This is a genomic window from Pseudomonas sp. Je.1.5.c (genome assembly GCF_051129895.1).
Taxonomy (GTDB): Bacteria; Pseudomonadota; Gammaproteobacteria; order Pseudomonadales; family Pseudomonadaceae; genus Aquipseudomonas; species Aquipseudomonas urmiensis.
Genome location: NZ_JBCPSP010000004.1, coordinates 211849 through 229577 on the forward strand (window position 1 = coordinate 211849; position 17729 = coordinate 229577).

Genomic DNA, 17729 nt, shown 5'->3' on the forward strand with positions numbered 1-17729 from the left:
AGCCTGCCAGGCAGCCAAGGTCGCCCGCGCAAGCGCTGTTGGTTTGTACTGGCGGATAACGGTTATGACAGCCAGATGCCGCGTCAATACTATGATCGCTACGGCATGCAGCCGATCACTACCTTGCGCAAGATGCATCGCAAGCCTAGGCCAGGCCTACCTCGACTGTTCGACAGGCCGCAGCATAAAAAGCGCAACGTAATCGAACGGTTGTTCAGTTGGCTCAAGGAAAACGTCGACTCTTTACGCGATACGTCAAGCTGGCGAGCAGCTTCAAAGCCTTGGTCACACTAGCTTGCATCGAGAAGTGCTTGCGGGCTGACTTTTCTGACAAACCCTAGTGCTAAACGCCTGTCAGCAGCATGCCTAGTATCATTGATGTTTAATTCGTATGAAAACCCTCAGACCACTGCGGATGCAGCGATCCTCGGGTGATATCAGTCAACTATTTAAGCGCCAGCTCCACCATCGATCGTGTGCATTGCTCCCGTCACGAATGAAGCTTCTGGCCCCGCGAGCCAGGCCACCATGCCGGCGACTTCTTCCGGTCGGCCATGGCGTCTGATGGCCATGAACCCATGCATCACGTCTTTCATGGGGCCGTCGGCAGGGTTTGCGTCGGTGTCGATGGGGCCGGGTTGCACCACGTTTACGGTAATCCCCCGAGGCCCAAAATCACGGGCGAGGCCGCGTGCCAAACCCTGCATGGCAGACTTGCTTACCGCGTAAGCTGCCATCCCAGGCATTGGCATCCGGTCTCCATTTACCGAACCGATCACAATGATCCTCCCGCCATCAGGCATCTGACGAGCAGCTTCCACCGCAGCATGGTAGGGGGCATGGACATTCACTTGCAGAAGTCTGTCGACGTCGTCGGGGTTGATATCTAGAGCGTCTCCGTGGAGCGCAAAACCGGCGTTTACCACCAATACGTCAAGTGGGCCGCTTTCTCGAACCCTGGCGATCAAGGCATCGCGGTCGGCACTGTCGGTGGCAACCGACGTGGTTCCCGTTTCCGAGGCCAACTGAGCTGCGGCGGCGGGCGATGATGCATAGGTGAAGGTGACACGAGCCCCGTCCGCTGCAAAACGACGCACAATCGCTGCGCCTATTCCACGGCTACCGCCAAGCACAAGAACGGACTTCTGATGAAACGAGGTCATTGCATACTCCTGAGAATGATCGAGTGAAAAGCATCACACACTTCATACGCCAGAGCGTTTGCGCTAACCAATCAGACCTTTGCTGCAGCCAAAATATTGAGGTATGTGTGGAACAGCTATCGCAGGCGAGTCATGCCCTCAGTAACAGACAGCTAACGGCCTGCCTTCGATAACGTGAACAGCAATATCGATGCCATAGATTGTCTTCAAAACGTCCGGCTGGATGATGGATGAGGGAGCCCCTTGAGCGACGACACGTCCGTCGCGCATGGCGACGATATGGTCGGAGTAACTGGAAGCAAAATTGATGTCATGCAGCACGGCCACTACGGTTTTCCCCAGGGTATCTGCGGCGTGCCTAAGCTGGCGCATCATTGCGATGGCGTGGGGCATGTCGAGGCTGTTGAGTGGCTCATCCAACAACACATAGTCAGTGTCCTGGCACAACACCATTGCCACGAACGCGCGTTGTCGTTGCCCTCCGGACAGTTCATCGAGGTATCGGTTCGCGTACGGTTGCAGGTTCAGATACTCGATGGCCTGCTGTACCTTGGCCTTATCGATTGTGCTGAGACGCCCCTTGCTATGGGGATAGCGCCCGAAGGCGACAAGGTCCCACACACTCAGGCGCGATTCGATGTGATTATCCTGGCGCAGGATGGAAAGCCGCCGCGCCAGCACATCACCGGGCGTGCGCGTGACGTCCATGCCGTCGACCCAGGCCGAGCCAGCGCTCATACGGGCAAGGCGACTGACCATCGACAGCAAGCTTGACTTGCCTGCGCCATTGGGTCCGATGATGGAAACGATACCCTGCGCCGGAAGTTGCAGGCTTACATCGTCCACTACCAGCTGTTCACCGTAGCGCTTGCTGATGTTGCGGGTTTCTATCATCGGGAGGTGCGCCGCATGAGGAGAAGGATGAAGGTCAATCCGCCCACGAAATCAATGATCACACGCAGGTTGGTATCGAATGCGAACAGCCGCTCGAGTACGAGTTGCCCACCTACCAGACACAGGATGCCGATCAATACTGCGGCAGGGAGCAGCAGGGCGTGACGAAACGTCGGCAGCAGGGTGTAGGCCAGATGAGACACCAACAGCCCGAAGAAAGTGACCGGCCCCACTAGAGCCGTCGAGATCGAGGTCAAGATGGCTACCACGATCAGAATGCGTAATACAACGCGTTGATGATCAATGCCCAGATTGATCGCGGGTTCGCGCCCCAGGGCGAGCACGTCGCAAGTCCTGACCCAGCGCAGTGCCCAGATCGAGGCGACAAAAATCATGGCTGTGGACATCAACAGCAGGGTTTCGTCTGGATTATTGAAGCTTGCGAACAGGCGATCCTGCAGGAAAGCGAATTCATTAGGGTTGATGATCCGCTGGATAAAAGATGACAGACTCCGAAACAGCACACCGAGGACGATGCCCGCGAGCACCAGTTGATGCAGGCTGCGGTGGCCGCCATGAAACAACGTCCGATATAGCAGCGCGGATGCTCCGACCATGATGCCGATCTGCACGATGAACAGTATCCGCTCATCAAGAATCAACGATGCCTGGGCGCCGACCATAAAGACCAGACAGCTTTGAATCAGCACGTACAGGGCATCGAAACCCATCACCGCCGGCGTGAGGATTCGGTTACCCGTTGCCGTCTGGAATAACACCGTCGAGAAGCCGATCGCGTAAGCGACCAGAACCAAGGTCGCGAGCTTGCGCAGGCGTAATGGCAGTATGAAGTCCCAATTGCCGTTGGCGCCGAGCGTCATGAATAGGGTGACGCAGACGCCGACCGCCATTGCCAGGATCAATAGCCAGGTCAAGGGATGCAGGCCTTGATGGTTCCGGACCATTGGCTGCTCTGTCGCTGCCGCTTGTCGCAAGGTGAGATCAGCCATGACGAGCCCCCGGTCGCAACACCAGCGTGAGAAAGACCACGCAGCCGATCACTCCGGCAATGGTGCCTGCGGGAATCTCGTAGGGATAGCGCACCAAGCGGCCAATGACGTCACAGAGCAGCGCCAGACCGGCCCCGCAGACCGCCACCCAGGGGATTGCACGTCGCGCATTGTCACCGATGAACATGCTTACCAGGTTGGGAACGATCAGGCCGAGAAACGGGATGATGCCCACGGTGCTGACGATGACTGCCGTGATCGTGGCAACAAGCAGCAGGCCAAGGGTGATCACCTTGGCGTAGTTGATCCCCAGGTTTGTAGTGAACGTATCGCCCAAGCCGGCAACAGTGAAGCGGTCGGCAACGACATAGGCCGCTACCGCCAGCACGAATGCGACCCACAGCAACTCGTAGCGTCCCTTGAGTACGCTGGAGAAGTCCCCGGTATTCCAGACTCCGAGCGCTTGAAGCAGATCATTGCGGTAGGCCAGGAAGGTGGCTACCGAGTCGACGACACCTGCGAGCATCAGACCTACGAGGGGGACGACCAGCACTGACCGCAGCGGGATGCGGCGCAGGATCCAAAGAAAGAGCAGGGTGCCTGCCAGCGCGCAGGCGGTAGCGACAAGCATCTTCGAGGCCAGCGCCATCTGTGGTGCGATCAGCGTGGCCAGCAGCAGGCCGAGACTGGCTGACTCCGCAGTGCCTGCGGTGGACGGCTCGACAAAGCGGTTGCGTGTGATCATCTGCATGATCAGACCCGCGATGCTTAAGGCTGTGCCACTGAGAATCAGCGCGGCCGTGCGCGGCAGGCGGCTGGCAGTCAATACCAACGCGCAATCCTCGTTACCCTGGCAGGACATCAGCCTTTGCCAAGATATTTCACCGGCGCCGATCATCACACTTGCCAGGCTCAACACAACGACGGCAAGCAGTAAGAGGATGAACGGCAAGGATCGCCGCGGGCCGGTCTGGGTGAAGTGCTTTGCGGTCAGTCTGGATAGACGTTTATCCGCCTCAGTGCCTTGCACGCTCATACCCTTCCTGGATCTGAGCAATCATTCGGCTCATAGCCTGGATGCCGCCGCCGGCCAGATACCACACAGCGGGATCCAGATACACCACATTGCCTTTTTGCCAGGCGCTGGTCTGACGCACTAACGGGTTGTCCAGTACCTGTTGAGCGGCACCGGTGGCACCTACCGCCACATCACGGTCGATCACGAACAACCAGTCCGGGTTGGTCTTGAGGATGAATTCGGAGCTTATCGCTTCGCCATGTAGCGATACAGCCAGGTGCGGGGCGGCAGCAGGGACACCGAAGTCGCTGTGGATCACGCCGAAGCGGGAACCCGGGCCATAAGCGCTCATCCTTCCACCCGAGACAAGCACGATAAGACCTTTTCCACCGGTTGCTGTCCCGCTGCGCAGGCGGTCGACGTCCTGCTGGATCTTTTCACTGAGTGCCTTCACGCGTTGTTCGGCGCCGAACAGCGTGCCGAGCAGTCGAGCATTGTCCAGGGTGACTTTCAGTGGCTGCAGGTCATTGGTGGGCATGTCGATGGTGGGTGCCAGACGCGCGAGCTCTTTATATTTGGAGCTGGAGCGCAGGCCAGTAATGATCAGGTCGGGCTGCGCTGCGTTGACCGCTTCGTAGTCCGGCTCGAACAACGTGCCGAGGTTGCGGTAGCGACTGTTTAGATAGCCTTGCAGGTAAGATGGGAATGGTTTGCCTGGCACACCCATTACCTCTACGCCCAAGGCATCGAGCGTATCAAGAGCGCCGATGTCGAAGACGGCGACCCGCTGTGGGTTGAGGGGGGCGCTCGTCTCCCCTTGTGCATGCACCACAACACGGCGTGAATCTGCCGTAGGAGTGGCATCCGCGGCGTCTGTCGCAACCTTGGGATCAATCCACCTGGATGAACCAATTTGAAGCAACGCAACGACGGCAAGCGAGGCCGCACCGATCGCTGAGAGTTTCCAGATATCCTGTTTGGTCATTGATCGGAACTCCCGAAACCTAGCCGGGTGGCGTCAGAGGCCGTTCGTGCCCAGGAAAGCGTGCTCTGCTGACCGGGGGAAAAGAACCGCTGAAGATGCTCTTCGACGACCCGTTCAAGGTTGTTTATCTCTGCCGCAGGAGCGTGGAGGGCAAGCGTCAATGTCGAGTCTGTGGCCTGCAGTCGCAGCGTCGCACTGCCTGTATCTATGCATCCGTGGTGATCATCGAACGTGACCGCAAAGCGGTGCTTCCAGTGGTTGCACAGGCGCGTAAGGTATCGGCTGGCAGTAAGGGTTTGGTGCGTCGCAAGTGATTGAATCATGACGTCTTCTGATTGAGAGCAATTGATGCAGGGGGAGCCCGGTCGGAGGAAAAGTCTCACACAATTCATTCGCCGGGACGTTTGAGCAATCGAGCAATAGCTTTGTCGAACCTAGAAGTTGGCAGGCCGACAATCCAGTCCTCTCAATCAGAACGATGTCGTTGCACTCACAAAGACTGTACGACCCGGTTCGTTGTAGGTGTAAGCGCCGGCGTCCTGTGCATTGCCTTCTCGGTACAAGCGTTTATCGAAGAGGTTGTTCACGCCGGTGCCGATACTCAGGTTTTTGCTGATGTCGTAAGTGGCGCTTAGCCCGACCAGCGCATATGGCGAGATCTCGCGGCGGGCCTCGCCCGTCAGCACGTTGCCTTGGTAGCCATACTTGCCAGGGGTCTGCCGACCGTACCAAACGATCGACGCTCTCAAGGACAACGGATCATTGACCTGCCAATCGAGGTTGGAATTGATCGTGTAGCGGGGAATGATCGATAGCGGCTCGCCGCTCTGCTTGTTTTTCGATTGAATCATGTAGGTGAAGTTGGTACTCCACTCGACTGACTCGCCCAGAGGAAGGTTCAGTGTCCCTTCCAGGCCTTCGACCACTGCCTTTGGCACATTTTCCCAAGGTACGATATTGGCGTTTGCAAGTGGGGCAACTGCACCGCCGACGGCTCGACCCACGGGCTCACGACTGGCTTCGATCTTGTTACGGTAATCATTGCGGAAGTAAGTGATCCCTGCGATTACCCCGTCCCGACTGAATTCGACACCGAGTTCCTTGTTGATGCTGGTCTCTGCGTCGAGCTTGTCATTGCCCTGCAGGTAGCAGGATCCGCCGCCCCAGCACCCTTGGCCGCGGCTGTAGAGAACGTAATTGGGGTTCAGCTGGTAGAGGTTCGGTGCCTTATAGGCCCGCGCGATGCCGGCCTTGAGGGTGTACCCATCACCCAGGGACTGGGACAGATTCAGCGAGGGGCTCCAGTTATTACCCACGATACTGTGGCGATCGAACCTCAACCCTGGTGTGATGATCGTACCGGGCCGCAGTTCGATATTGTCCTCCGCGAACAGCGATGCGATGCGCGCGGACGATCTGGTCGAGCGGTTACTGGAGCTGACCCCAGGCAGGTCGCCGGCCTCGGTAGTCGTTTGCAGATTAGAAAATGGATCATCCATACGCTGTTCGACCCACTCGGCGCCCAGCGTCAGTACATGTTCCAAAGTCCCCGATAGAGGCAGATTCACCTCACTGTGTGCCGTGGTGTTCTTCAAGGTTGTCGTGCCGAACTCTCCAGCACTGGTGAAGCTCCCTTCGGTTGCTCCTGACAGTCCTTCCTGAAGGCGCCGGTTGCGCGTGTGCTCATATTGCAGGTAGTTGAGGGTTGTACCAAACTCCCAATCGCCCCGATGGGTCACAGCAAAAGTCTGACGGTAGAGTGTGTTGGTTTCTCGACCCAGCCACGGGCTAACGCCCGACGCGATAAATGCCGCGCCCACGTTGTTCATCGTGTCATTTGTATAGATATTGCCTTGGCGGCTGAACCCTGACTCGACGTCGATGGTCTGGCGATCGTCCAGCTTCCACGACAGCAAGCCATTGAGATCTTTGTTGCGCACCCCTTCGCGTCCGGCAGGTGTTGACTGTGGATTTACCGCGTGGTCCAGGTTGATGTCTTCATCGTCGGCATCGGTCTTGTTCAGATTACCGTACACCCGATAAGACAGACGCTCGCCAAGCGGGCCACTGAGGCCAAAGTTGATACGCTTACTGGCCCCTTCCTCGCTGTGCGTCGGAGCATTCATGAACACGGTTGCGGTGCCGTGGGTAACGTCGGTGGCCGGCTTGGTGATGATATTGATCACTCCGCCCGCCGCACCATTTCCGTAGCGTGCCGCAGCGGGGCCGCGCAGTACTTCGATACGTTCGACTTGATCGGCGGGTACCCAGTTGCTATCTCCCCGCGTATCCCGGTCGCCGCGCCAGCCGTATCGCACGGAGTTACGTGAGCTCGTTGGCTTTCCGTCGATGAGGATCAGAGTGTTTTCCGGACCCATGCCACGTATGTCGATCTGTCGGTTATTGCCCCGAGCGCCTGAGCTGCTGTTGCCGGTAAGGTTGACACCGGGCTGTTTTCGAATGATTTCAGAAAGGTCGTTGGCGGGAGGCGATTTTCGGATATCTTCAGCGGTGATAATTGAAACCCCCGGCGCCTGCTTCAATTCTTGTTCAGCGGTGCCCAGTACATGCGTCTCCTCAAGCTCCAGCACCTTGTCTTCACCCCACGCAATGGGTGTCATGCTCAATGCGCAGGCCGCTGCACTCGAGAGGGCCAGATAGAGGGGTTTAAGTCGAAACTGCATAGTCTTCCCTTACGAACCAAATTGATGGAGTTAATGAGAGGCGTTTCTATTTGGTCGGTTGACTGGTAGTCTTTCACAAGCTTTCCGGGAGCGTGTTTGCCTCCCGCAACATCTTCTTTGCGGCACCATCATTGATTGGAAGAAACCTCATGCAGCAACCCACGACCATACTGCGCGGTAATAATCTGTCGGAGTTCAGTGGCGGGCGTACGCGGCTGATCGACCAGAGTGACGGCGATACTGCGCTTTTCGAGGGCCGGATAAGTTGGTCGCACCTGCGTGATGGACTGATGCTTCAATGCACTGACTGTACTGAGTTGGAAAACGTTGTTACGGAGTGCTACTTGGAACCCCACCTGGTTCTGGTGGTGCTGCTAGAGGGCAGCAACCAGTTGCACTACGACAAGCAGCGCGTTGACTTTCATGCTCCGCCATCCCTGGCCGGGCAGCCTCAAGGGCTGGCCGTGGTCGGTACTGAGCCAATGGTGTTTCGGGGGTTCTCGAAGAAAGGGCGGCGCGTGCGCAGGGTGGCTATCAATATTGGTGCGCAGTGGTTCGACTCTGCGGGGCTGGATAGCAAGATGCTCGATGAGCTATTGCACATTTCAGCAACCCCGCTGGCTGCGCACCAATGGACACCATCGGTTCGTCTTCAGGCCACAGTCGCGCAACTGCTGAACCCGCCTGATTACACGCCCATCCTGCAGCGTTTCTACCTGGAAAGCCGAGTGCTGGATGTCGCCGTCGAGGCCCTGGCTTCTTTCACCCCCTCACAGGGCAGCTCCAGCCTTAAGCCGCATGAGCATCGGCGCATGCAGCAGCTTCTGGCCTTGCTGGATAGCGGTGACGCAGATGAATGGTCACTGGAACAGATCGCTCGAAGCGTAGGCGTCAATATGTGCTCGCTACAGAAGCACTTCCGCCACCTGACCGGCACCACCGTATTCGACTACCAACGTAATCGCCGGCTGGCAGTCGCTCGGCGCGCGTTGGAGAGGGAAGGTGCAACTGTGAGCCAGGCGGCATGGCTGGCCGGCTATAGCAGCGCAGCCAATTTTGCCACCGCATTCAAACGCAGGTTCGGGATTACGCCAAAGCAGGTAGTGGGGCGAATCTGAAAGAGCAATCTTGGTGCAGTCATCCAGCGTTTTGACAAGCTCAATGGTGAGCTCGGGCCAAGCACTCAGATGCCGCCCATACGTGGCGACGAGTCGAGGCAAGTCTCAGTGGGCCGAAATGGCTGCTAGGTCAGGCTTGACGGCGAAAATTCTAGGAGTTGGCACTGGGATCGTCCTGACAACGAGTTCGCCCAAGTGTGGTGACCAGCATGCTTACAAAGAGCATTGGTACAAGCTCTAGGGCAATGTCGTACATAATAGTAGCTGACGACTCAGATTATTCTACTGGCTCGAGCTGAGCATTCTTGCGCAATTGGTCTAGATAATCCGCCCACAATTGCGCTGCCTCCCGACGCTGACTGAGTAATTGCGCCCGTGCGTAAACGGCCCCCAACGCACCCGGCATGCGGTGCGACAGCGACAACTCCAAAACGATTGGGTCAACGCCCAAATGCTCATGTGCGATGGTTCTGTAGGTGGCGCGAAATCCATGGGCTGTGATGTCGTACTCCGGCCAGATGCGCTGAAAGGACTTGAGCATGGAGGTCGGATTGATTGGGCGTCCGGGATAAACGGGCGAAATGAAGACCCAACCCTTACCCTCTGCATCCACGACGCGACTATTATGAAGGTCGCGAAGTAGCGCGATAGCTTGCTGAGGCAAGGGCACAATGTGCTTGCTCTTGTCCAGATGCCTGGTCTTGCTAACTACGTAGCGCCAATCAGCGCTTGCCAGGTCCACGTCCTCCCAGCGCATCTGTACCAGTTCTCCAGGGCGGACTGGTAGCATGACCAGCAAGCGCATAGCCGCTGTCACGCTCCCGTCGCTGCAGTCATCCAGACGCAACAGCAACTTCCCCAGATCGGCTGGCCTCTCGATCGCCGGGTTGCTGCTGACGACGTGGCGGATTTTGAGTTCTTCAATATTGCTAAGTGCCACGTTTCGCTCCACCCAACCGCGCCCCTCTGCAAATCCCAGGATGGCACGGATGATGGTTCGTACGCGTCTACCCATGGCCATAAGGCGCTTGCGACGCAGTTGGGTAATGATCACGGTGATGTGGTCCAGCTTGATCTCACTAACCGGTTTTTTGCCGATCGCGGGCAAAATGTGGTTGTTGAGGGCTCCGCGAAACCCGGCGATGGATCTGGTCACTAGTTCGGCAGACTTGAAGGTTAGCCATTGCTCCGCAACAAACTCGAAGGTGCGGACCTCATTGAGAAGCTGTGCCTCGATCTTGGCGGTCTTGGCTCTGAGTGGGGCGACATTGTTGGCCACGTCGTTGCGTGCGCCTCGAGCAATGTCGCGCGCCTCTTTTAAGCCGATGTCGGGATATGCACCGATCGAAAAGCGGTTTTCTTTACCGTGTAGTCGGTACTTAAGGCGCCAGAACTTGGAAGGTGGTTTGCCGAGCTTGCTTGACGCCTTCACTTCCAAATACAGACCAGGGACTTCGCCGTCGGCGTACTTGCCGGGGGCTGTCAGTGAGCGGATGAAAGCGTCGCTGAGCTTGCGTCTTAATGGAGGTAGCGATTCTGTAGGCATCGGTGGGGGCACCGTTTTTTTGACTTCACAATGTGCCCCCAATTATGCCCCCACCAGTCCCGGAAACCAGTGGAATTCGATGAACGGCCCTGGAGCATTAACATTGATAAACATTTGATTTCAATTAATATTTTGGACGTCTATGGAGCTCGGTCACAGGCTATCCGGATCCCCGAAGAACATCTGAATCCTCGAACGCAACCAACGCTCCGCCGGATCATTATCCTGTGCCCCACGCCAGGCCATATGCAGCTCAAAGCTACGCACTTCAATCGGCAGATCCTCCGCCCGCAAACCGCCGCCAGCGGTGAGGGCCGCTGCGGTGTAGTCCGGCACCGTGGCGACGATATCGGTCCCCGCCAGCAGGCTGCCCAGGCCGTTGAACTGGGGCACCGCCAGCACCACATGGCGCTTGCGGCCGATCTCGTCCAGCGCTTCGTCGATGAAACCGGACAAATCGCCAGCAAACGACACCAGCGCATGCGGGCGGGCGCAGAAGTCGTCCAGGGTGATGCTGCCGGGCATGCTGTCGGCGCGCAGCAGCTTGGGCTTGCTGCGGCGCAGCACCTTGCGCTTGGCGTTGGCAGGCAGGTCGCTGGTGTAGCTGACGCCCACCGAGATCTCGCCCGAGGCGAGCAGGGTGGGCATCAGCAGGTAGTTGACCCGGCGCACCACCAGGACGATGCCGGGCGCTTCGGCGCGGATGCGTTTGAGCAACTGCGGCAGCAGGGCGAATTCGGCGTCATCCGACAGGCCGATGCGAAACACCGAGGTGCTGGTGGCGGGATCGAACTCGGCAGCGCGGCTGACGGCGGTGGAGATCGAGTCCAGCGCGGGCGACAGCAGGGCGAAGATTTCATGGGCGCGGGCCGAGGGCTCCATGCTGCGCCCGGTCCGCACGAACAGCGGGTCGTCGAACAGGTTGCGCAGGCGCGACAAGGCGGCGCTGATCGCCGGCTGGCCGAGAAACAGCTTCTCGGCGGCGCGGGTCACGCTGCGCTCGTGCATCAGGGTTTCGAACACGATCAGCAGGTTGAGGTCTACGCGACGCAGGTCGTTACGGTTCATCGATGCGCTTAGCCTATTCGCCAAAGGTGGGGCAGGGGTGAATCTTAAGGCCAAAGGCTGTTACCCTGCACCGATTTCCGGGGGCCAATGTGCGAAATTGCCAGGGGCCCAATCAATGACAAGCATGTCGACTATTAACGGCCACTGATGGTCTAACGCTCAAAGCCCGGATAAAGTCCATGGTAATACGAGGTTCACACAGGCGAGGTATGCGATGTCCCGCATGATCCGATTCCATACGTTCGGCGCGGCCGATGTGCTCCGTTGCGAGGAGCAGGGCGAGCCGTCGCCCGCCGCCGGCGAGCTGCAGATCCGCGTCGAGGCGATCGGCGTCAGCTGGTACGACGTGCTCTGGCGACAGAACCTGGCACCGTCCAAGGCGCGCCTGCCAGCGGGCATCGGCCATGAAATGGCCGGTGTAGTGACGGCAGTCGGCGAAGGTGTCGACGATATTGCTGTCGGCGATCGGGTGGCCAGCTTCCCGGCCACCAGCGCCAATGATCACCCGGTCTATGGCGATGTCATCGTCTTGCCGCGCACGGCCATTACCCGTTACCCCGATAACCTGACGCCGATCGAGGCCAGCGTTCACTACACGCCGCTGCTGATCGCCTATTTCGCCTATGTCGACCTGGCCCGGGCCAAGGCCGGGCAGACTGCATTGGTGACCGATGCCAGCCACTGCGCAGGGCCGGCCTTCGTGCAGCTGGGCAAGGCCTTGGGGCTGAAGGTATTTGCCGCCACCAAAGAGCCGGAGCAGCGTGATTACCTGCTGAGCCTGGGCGCTGACAAGGTCATCGTCACCGAAGAGCAGGACCTGCTCATGCAGATCGGTAAATACACCGATGGGCGTGGCGTCGATATGGTCCTGGACGGCCTCGGTGGCCCGCAGATGTCGCTGCTTGGCGATGTCCTGGCGCCACGTGGCAGCCTGGTGCTGTACGGGCTGCAGGGCGGCAACCAGACGCCATTCCCGGCGTGCGCTGCGTTCCAGAAGAATATTCAGTTCTACGTGCACTGCATCGGCAATTTCACCGGTAAGCCCGAGCTGGGCATCAGCCAGGACCAGGTGGCGCTGCAACGGGCGCTGCGCGATATCAACCAGTTCACCGCCGACAAGCTGCTGACGCCGCAGATCATCAAGGTCTACCCGTTCGAGCAGGTGGTCGAGGCGCACCGTTACATGGACGAGTGCCCATGCGGTGGTCGTGTGGTGTTGGACATGGGGCATGCCTGAGTGCTGTCTATCTAGTTCAAACTAGGCCTTAAACCTCAACGCCCGGTGCATCGCATCGGGCGTTTTGCTTTTATGGGACTATGAGGCCGATCTGAGGTGTTGATTCACCCTTGCCTTGGCAACCCTTAGCCAGACCTGCTGACGACCCACAGGGCTGCTCAGCCGCCGTTTTACCTAAGGTATGTCCTGGACCCGCAGGACCTGCGTTCATTCAGCAGCGATGACCCTGCGTCAGGCAGCCTCTGCCTCCCAAGCCACACACCGTAATGACAACGTCGCTACAGCAGCGGGTGCGGCTGACGACCTGCGCTTTGCTACCCATAAAAAAGCCCCGCGGACCAAGGCCAGCGGGGCAAACGGTTGGGGGAGGAGCCAACCAAAGGAGTCGTTAAATCAGTATCAAGAATCAGCGCACACTGGCCACCGTCTCAGGCTGCCAGCCACCGCCCAAGGCCTTGTAGATCGCGACGATCCCGCGATACAGCTCGACCTCGCCCTGGGCCTGGGCATCCTCGGCACTGAGCCGTTCGCGCTCGGCGTCCAGCAGCACCAGGTAATCCACCGTGCCTTCGCGGTAGCGCACTGAAGCCAGCTCTGCGGCTTTGCGGCTGGCATCGCTCTGGCGCATCAACGCCTGCAAGCGTTGCTGGGTCTTGCCGTAATCGCTGAAGGCATTGGACGATTCTTCCAGCGCCAGCAATACCTGCTGCTCATAGTTGGCCAGCGCGCCATCGGCATCGGCCTTGGCCCCGCGCAGGCGGGCACGCACGCTGCCTAGATCGAACGCTGCCCACGTGATGCTCGGGCCAAGCGCCCAGGCGTTGGCGGCGGACGAGCCGATCTGCGAGCCGCGGGCGGCGGTGAAGCCGAGAAAACCACTGAGGCTGACCCGGGGGAACAAGTCGGCGGTGGCCACGCCGACGTTGGCTGTGGCCGCTGCCAGCTGCCGTTCGGCGCTACGAATGTCTGGGCGACGACGCAGCAGCTCACCTGGATCACCCACTGGCAGGGCCTTGGCAATCGCCGGCAACTGCTTGGGCGACAGGTCCACGCTCAGCGCGTCGGGCCGCTGCCCAAGCAGGGTGGCGATGCGGTTGCGGGCACGTACTTGCTCGGCCTGCAGCTGCGGCACCGTGGCTTCGACGGCTGCCAACCGGGCATCGGCGCGGACCACGTCCAGCTCGTTGCCCACGCCAGCATCGCGCAGGGTCTCGGTGATGCTGCGTGAGTCCTGCTGGGTCTTGAGGTTGGCCAGGGCGATCTTCTCGCGCAGTTGCGCACCGCGCAGTTGCCCATAGGCATCGACCAGCTCGGCGATCAGGCTGACCTGCAATTGTTGCAGGTCGGCTTCAGCTGCCGCTTCCTGGGCTTCGCTGGCTTCGATCTGGCGGGCAATGCGGCCGAACAAGTCAAGCTCCCAGGCCATGTCCAGGCCCAGGTCATAGCGTTCGCTATTGACCCGGCGCTCGGTCTGACCAGGAATCTGGCCCTTGCCCAGCTCGCTGCTGGCGCGGCTGCTGACCACCGGCAAGTTGTCGTTCTCGGCATCTTCGCGAATCGCCCGGGCGGCCTTGAGGCGGGCAAACGCCACGCGCAGGTCACGGTTGCCTTGCAGCGAGGCCTGCACCAACTGGTTCAGCGCCGGGTCGTCGAATTGCTTCCACCACACGCTCTCAAAGCGGCTGCGATCGAACGCCTTGGCCTGTACGTCAGTGTCCAGCCTTGCCGGTTCGGTGTTCGGCGCCTGGTAGTCCGGGCCCACTGCGCAGGCCGCCAAGGCCAACGCCAGCAGGCTTGGGGTCAGGGGTTTGAGCAGCTTCATGCATGGTTCTCCAGCGGCTTGGCGTGCGCAGCCTTGCGGGCCTGGCGACGCTCGACGAATCGGCGGATCAGGAAGAAGAACACCGGGGTCAGGAACAAGCCGAACAGCGTCACCCCGATCATCCCCGAGAACACCGCAACACCCATGGCATGACGCATCTCGCTACCGGCACCGGAGGAGAACACCAGTGGCACCACACCCATGATGAAGGCAATCGAGGTCATCAGGATCGGACGCAGGCGCAGACGGCACGCCTCCAATACCGCAGCCAGCGGATCCAGGCCTTCGGCCTGTTTATCCTTGGCGAACTCGACGATCAGGATGGCGTTCTTGCACGCAAGGCCCACCAGTACGATCAAGCCGATCTGGGTGAAGATGTTGTTGTCGCCCCCGGAGATGATCACCCCGGTAATCGCCGACAGCAGGGTCATCGGTACGATCAGGATCACCGCCAGCGGCAGGCTCCAGCTTTCGTACTGGGCCGCCAGTACCAGGAAGGCCAGCAAGACGCAGAGCGGGAATACCAGCAGTGCGGTGTTGCCGGACAGGATCTGCTGGTAGGTCAGGTCGGTCCATTCGAAGGTCATGCCGTTGGGCAGTTCCTCTTTGATCAGTTTCTCGATGGCCGCCTCGGCCTGTCCGGAGCTGTAGCCGGGGGCCGCAGCACCGTTGATTTCGGCGGTAATGAAGCCGTTGTAATGCATCACCCGATCAGGCCCGGAGGTGTCGCTGACCTTGAGGAAGGTTGCCAGCGGAATCATCTCGCCGAGGTTGTTGCGCACCTTCAACTGGCCGATCTGCTCGGCGTCGAGGCGGAACTGCTGCTCGGCCTGGACGTTGACCTGGTAAGTGCGGCCAAAGCGGTTGAAGTCGTTGGTGTACAGCGAGCCCAGGTACACCTGCAGGGTGTCGAAGATGTCATTGATGGCCACGCCATGGGTCTTGGCCTTTTCCCGGTCGATGGCAGCATCGACCTGTGGCACGTTGACCTGATAGCTGGTGAACAGCCCCGCCAGCTCCGGCACGTTGTGGCTCTTGGCAATGATGTTCTGGGTTTCTTTGTACAGCGCCTCATAGCCCAGGTTGCCGCGGTCCTCGATCTGCAGGCGGAAGCCGCCAATGGTGCCCAGGCCCTGTACCGGCGGCGGTGGGAAGATCGCGATGTAGGCATCCTGGATATCAGCGAACTTGGCGTTCAGCGCCGCAGCGATGGCCGCCGCCGACTGGCTTGGGTCCTTGCGCTCATCGAACGGCTTGAGCGGGGTGAACACGATGCCGCTGTTGGGGCTGTTGGTGAAACCGTTGATCGACAGGCCCGGGAAGGCCACCGAATCGGCCACACCTGGCTGCTCCAGGGCGATCTCGCTCATGCGCTTGATCACAGCTTCCGTGCGATCCAGGCTGGCCGCATCCGGCAGCTGGGCGAACGCTACCAGGTACTGCTTGTCCTGGGCCGGGACGAAGCCGGTCGGGGTGGACGAGAAGCCGAGGTAGGTCAGGCCCATCAAGCCGGCGTAGACGAACAGGGCGATACCACTGGAACGGATGACCCGGCCCACACCGCCGACATAGCGATTGCTGGCGCGGTCGAAGAAACGGTTGAACGGGGCGAACAGCCAGCCGCCGAACAGCCGCTCGAGCAGCCGCGAGAAGCGGTCCTTGGGTGCATGGTGCTCCTTGAGCAACACCGCAGCCAGGGCCGGCGACAGGGTCAGCGAGTTGAACGCCGAGATAACCGTGGAGATGGCAATGGTCAGGGCGAACTGCTTGTAGAACTGCCCGGTAAGGCCGGAGATGAACGCCGCCGGGACGAACACGGCGCACAGCACCAGCGCCGTGGCGATGATCGGCCCGGTCACTTCGCCCATGGCTTTTTGCGTGGCTTGCAGCGGTTTCAGCCCAAGGCCGATGTTACGTTCAACGTTTTCCACGACGACGATGGCGTCGTCCACCACGATACCGATCGCCAATACCAGGCCAAACAATGACAAGGCGTTGAGCGAGAAGCCGAACAGGTGCATCACGGCAAAGGTACCGATCAGCGACACCGGCACAGCCAGCAGCGGGATGATCGAAGCGCGCCAGGTTTGCAGGAACAGGATCACTACCAGCACGACCAGGATCAGCGCTTCGAACAGGGTGTGCACCACCGCTTCGATCGAGCCACGGACGAACACGGTCGGGTCATAGACGATGCTGTAGTCCATCCCTTCAGGGAAGTCCTTCTTCAGCTCGGCCATCTTCGCCCGCACCTCATCGGAGATCTCGATGGCGTTCGAGCCAGGGCGCTGGAAGATCGGCAGCGCCACCGCCGGCTGGTTGTTCAGCAGCGAGCGCAGCGCGTATTGGCTGGAGCCGAGCTCAACCCGGGCGATGTCCTTGAGGCGAGTGATCTCGCCATCGGCACCGGCGCGGATGATGATGTTCTCGAACTCTTCTTCATTGACCAGGCGGCCCTGGGTGTTGATCGACAGTTGGAAGCTGGTCGAACCTGGCGCCGGCGGTGCACCGAGCTGGCCGGCAGCGACCTGGCGGTTCTGCTCACGAATCGCCGCCACCACATCGCTGGCGGTCAGGTTGCGCGAAGCGGTCTTGTTCGGGTCGAGCCAGACCCGCAGCGAGTAGTCGCCCATGCCGAACAGCTGCACGTCACCGACACCGCCCAGGCGCGCCAGCTCATCCTTGATGTTGAGGATGGCGTAGTTGGACAGGTAGAGCATGTCGTAGCGCTGGTCCGGCGAGGTCAGGTGCACGACCATGGTCAGGTCGGGCGAGGCCTTGTCGACGGTGATACCAATGCGCGTGACTTCTTCCGGCAGCTTGGGCTGGGTGCGGGTGACACGGTTTTGCACCTGCACCTGGGCGTTGTCCAGGTCAGTGCCCAGGGCGAAGGTGATGGTCAGGGTCAGCTTGCCGTCGGCGGTCGACTGGGAGGACATGTAGAGCATGTTCTCCACCCCGGTGATGGCCTGCTCCAACGGTGCGGCGACGGTTTCGCCGATCACCTTGGGGTTGGCGCCGGGGAAGTTGGCACGCACCACCACGGTGGGTGGGACCACTTCCGGGTATTCGCTGATCGGCAGCTGGAACAGCGCAATCGAGCCTGCAATCAGCAGGATCAGCGAGAGCACGGCGGCAAAGATCGGCCGTGTGATGAAGAATTTCGAGAAGTTCATCGGTGTCG

Annotated in this window: 13 protein-coding genes and 1 pseudogene; 3 read left to right on the forward strand and 11 right to left on the reverse strand. The window is 59.8% G+C overall.

The features are described 5' to 3' along the window. Positions 1–9: 9 nt before the first annotated feature. Positions 10–341: pseudogene (locus tag AAZU54_RS05770) on the forward strand (transposase); the annotation flags it as partial. A 108-nt stretch (positions 342–449) separates the two neighbouring features. On the opposite strand, the gene bdcA reads toward AAZU54_RS05770, so the two are convergent. The 7 genes from bdcA to AAZU54_RS05805 form a co-directional block, all read right to left on the reverse strand. Continuing rightward, on the reverse strand, positions 450–1163 hold the full coding sequence (bdcA, locus tag AAZU54_RS05775; protein WP_434726796.1) for an SDR family oxidoreductase: 714 nt from the start codon (positions 1161–1163) through the stop codon (positions 450–452). Positions 1164–1301: 138 nt separating this feature from the next. Then, on the reverse strand, positions 1302–2057 hold the full coding sequence (locus tag AAZU54_RS05780) for an iron ABC transporter ATP-binding protein (RefSeq protein ID WP_434726797.1): 756 nt from the start codon (positions 2055–2057) through the stop codon (positions 1302–1304). After that, positions 2054–3067 (reverse strand): iron chelate uptake ABC transporter family permease subunit, encoded by a 1014-nt coding sequence (locus AAZU54_RS05785; protein ID WP_434726798.1) that lies wholly within the window; start codon positions 3065–3067, stop codon positions 2054–2056. Before AAZU54_RS05785 ends, AAZU54_RS05780 begins: the two co-directional genes overlap by 4 nt. Then, entirely contained in the window at positions 3060–4103 is a 1044-nt protein-coding gene (locus tag AAZU54_RS05790; RefSeq protein WP_434726799.1) for an ABC transporter permease, read from the reverse strand. The genes AAZU54_RS05785 and AAZU54_RS05790 overlap by 8 nt, the downstream gene beginning before the upstream one ends. Next, positions 4084–5070, reverse strand: a complete 987-nt coding sequence (locus AAZU54_RS05795) for a siderophore ABC transporter substrate-binding protein (RefSeq protein ID WP_434726800.1) — start codon at positions 5068–5070, stop codon at positions 4084–4086. The genes AAZU54_RS05790 and AAZU54_RS05795 overlap by 20 nt, the downstream gene beginning before the upstream one ends. After that, the gene (locus AAZU54_RS05800) at positions 5067–5462 is read right to left on the reverse strand and encodes a DUF2218 domain-containing protein (protein ID WP_434726801.1); all 396 of its coding nucleotides are present in this window, start codon (positions 5460–5462) and stop codon (positions 5067–5069) included. The genes AAZU54_RS05795 and AAZU54_RS05800 overlap by 4 nt, the downstream gene beginning before the upstream one ends. A gap of 78 nt (positions 5463–5540) precedes the next feature. Beyond that, a complete protein-coding gene (locus tag AAZU54_RS05805; RefSeq protein ID WP_434726802.1) occupies positions 5541–7754 on the reverse strand; it encodes a TonB-dependent siderophore receptor in 2214 nt (737 codons plus the stop codon). A 149-nt stretch (positions 7755–7903) separates the two neighbouring features. On the opposite strand from AAZU54_RS05805, the gene AAZU54_RS05810 reads away from it, so the two are divergent. Beyond that, positions 7904–8872, forward strand: coding sequence for a helix-turn-helix transcriptional regulator (locus AAZU54_RS05810; RefSeq protein ID WP_434726803.1), 969 nt, complete (start codon positions 7904–7906; stop codon positions 8870–8872). A gap of 277 nt (positions 8873–9149) precedes the next feature. Here AAZU54_RS05810 and AAZU54_RS05815 read toward each other — a convergent pair whose 3' ends face one another. Together AAZU54_RS05815 and AAZU54_RS05820 are read right to left on the reverse strand one after the other, a co-directional pair. Beyond that, positions 9150–10418 carry a tyrosine-type recombinase/integrase gene (locus AAZU54_RS05815; protein WP_434726804.1) on the reverse strand — a complete coding sequence of 423 codons (1269 nt, stop codon included), beginning with the start codon at positions 10416–10418 and terminating at the stop codon, positions 9150–9152. 153 nt (positions 10419–10571) lie between these two features. After that, entirely contained in the window at positions 10572–11486 is a 915-nt protein-coding gene (locus tag AAZU54_RS05820; protein WP_225915595.1) for a LysR family transcriptional regulator, read from the reverse strand. 214 nt (positions 11487–11700) lie between these two features. On the opposite strand from AAZU54_RS05820, the gene AAZU54_RS05825 reads away from it, so the two are divergent. Next, positions 11701–12723 carry a zinc-dependent alcohol dehydrogenase family protein gene (locus tag AAZU54_RS05825; RefSeq protein WP_434726805.1) on the forward strand — a complete coding sequence of 341 codons (1023 nt, stop codon included), beginning with the start codon at positions 11701–11703 and terminating at the stop codon, positions 12721–12723. A 406-nt stretch (positions 12724–13129) separates the two neighbouring features. Here the strand turns inward: AAZU54_RS05825 and AAZU54_RS05830 are convergent, their stop codons facing one another. Together AAZU54_RS05830 and AAZU54_RS05835 are read right to left on the reverse strand one after the other, a co-directional pair. After that, positions 13130–14545 carry an efflux transporter outer membrane subunit gene (locus tag AAZU54_RS05830; protein WP_186553309.1) on the reverse strand — a complete coding sequence of 472 codons (1416 nt, stop codon included), beginning with the start codon at positions 14543–14545 and terminating at the stop codon, positions 13130–13132. Continuing rightward, complete coding sequence (locus tag AAZU54_RS05835; RefSeq protein WP_434726806.1) at positions 14542–17721, reverse strand: efflux RND transporter permease subunit; 3180 nt, start codon at positions 17719–17721, stop codon at positions 14542–14544. The genes AAZU54_RS05830 and AAZU54_RS05835 overlap by 4 nt, the downstream gene beginning before the upstream one ends. Positions 17722–17729 lie beyond the last annotated feature (8 nt).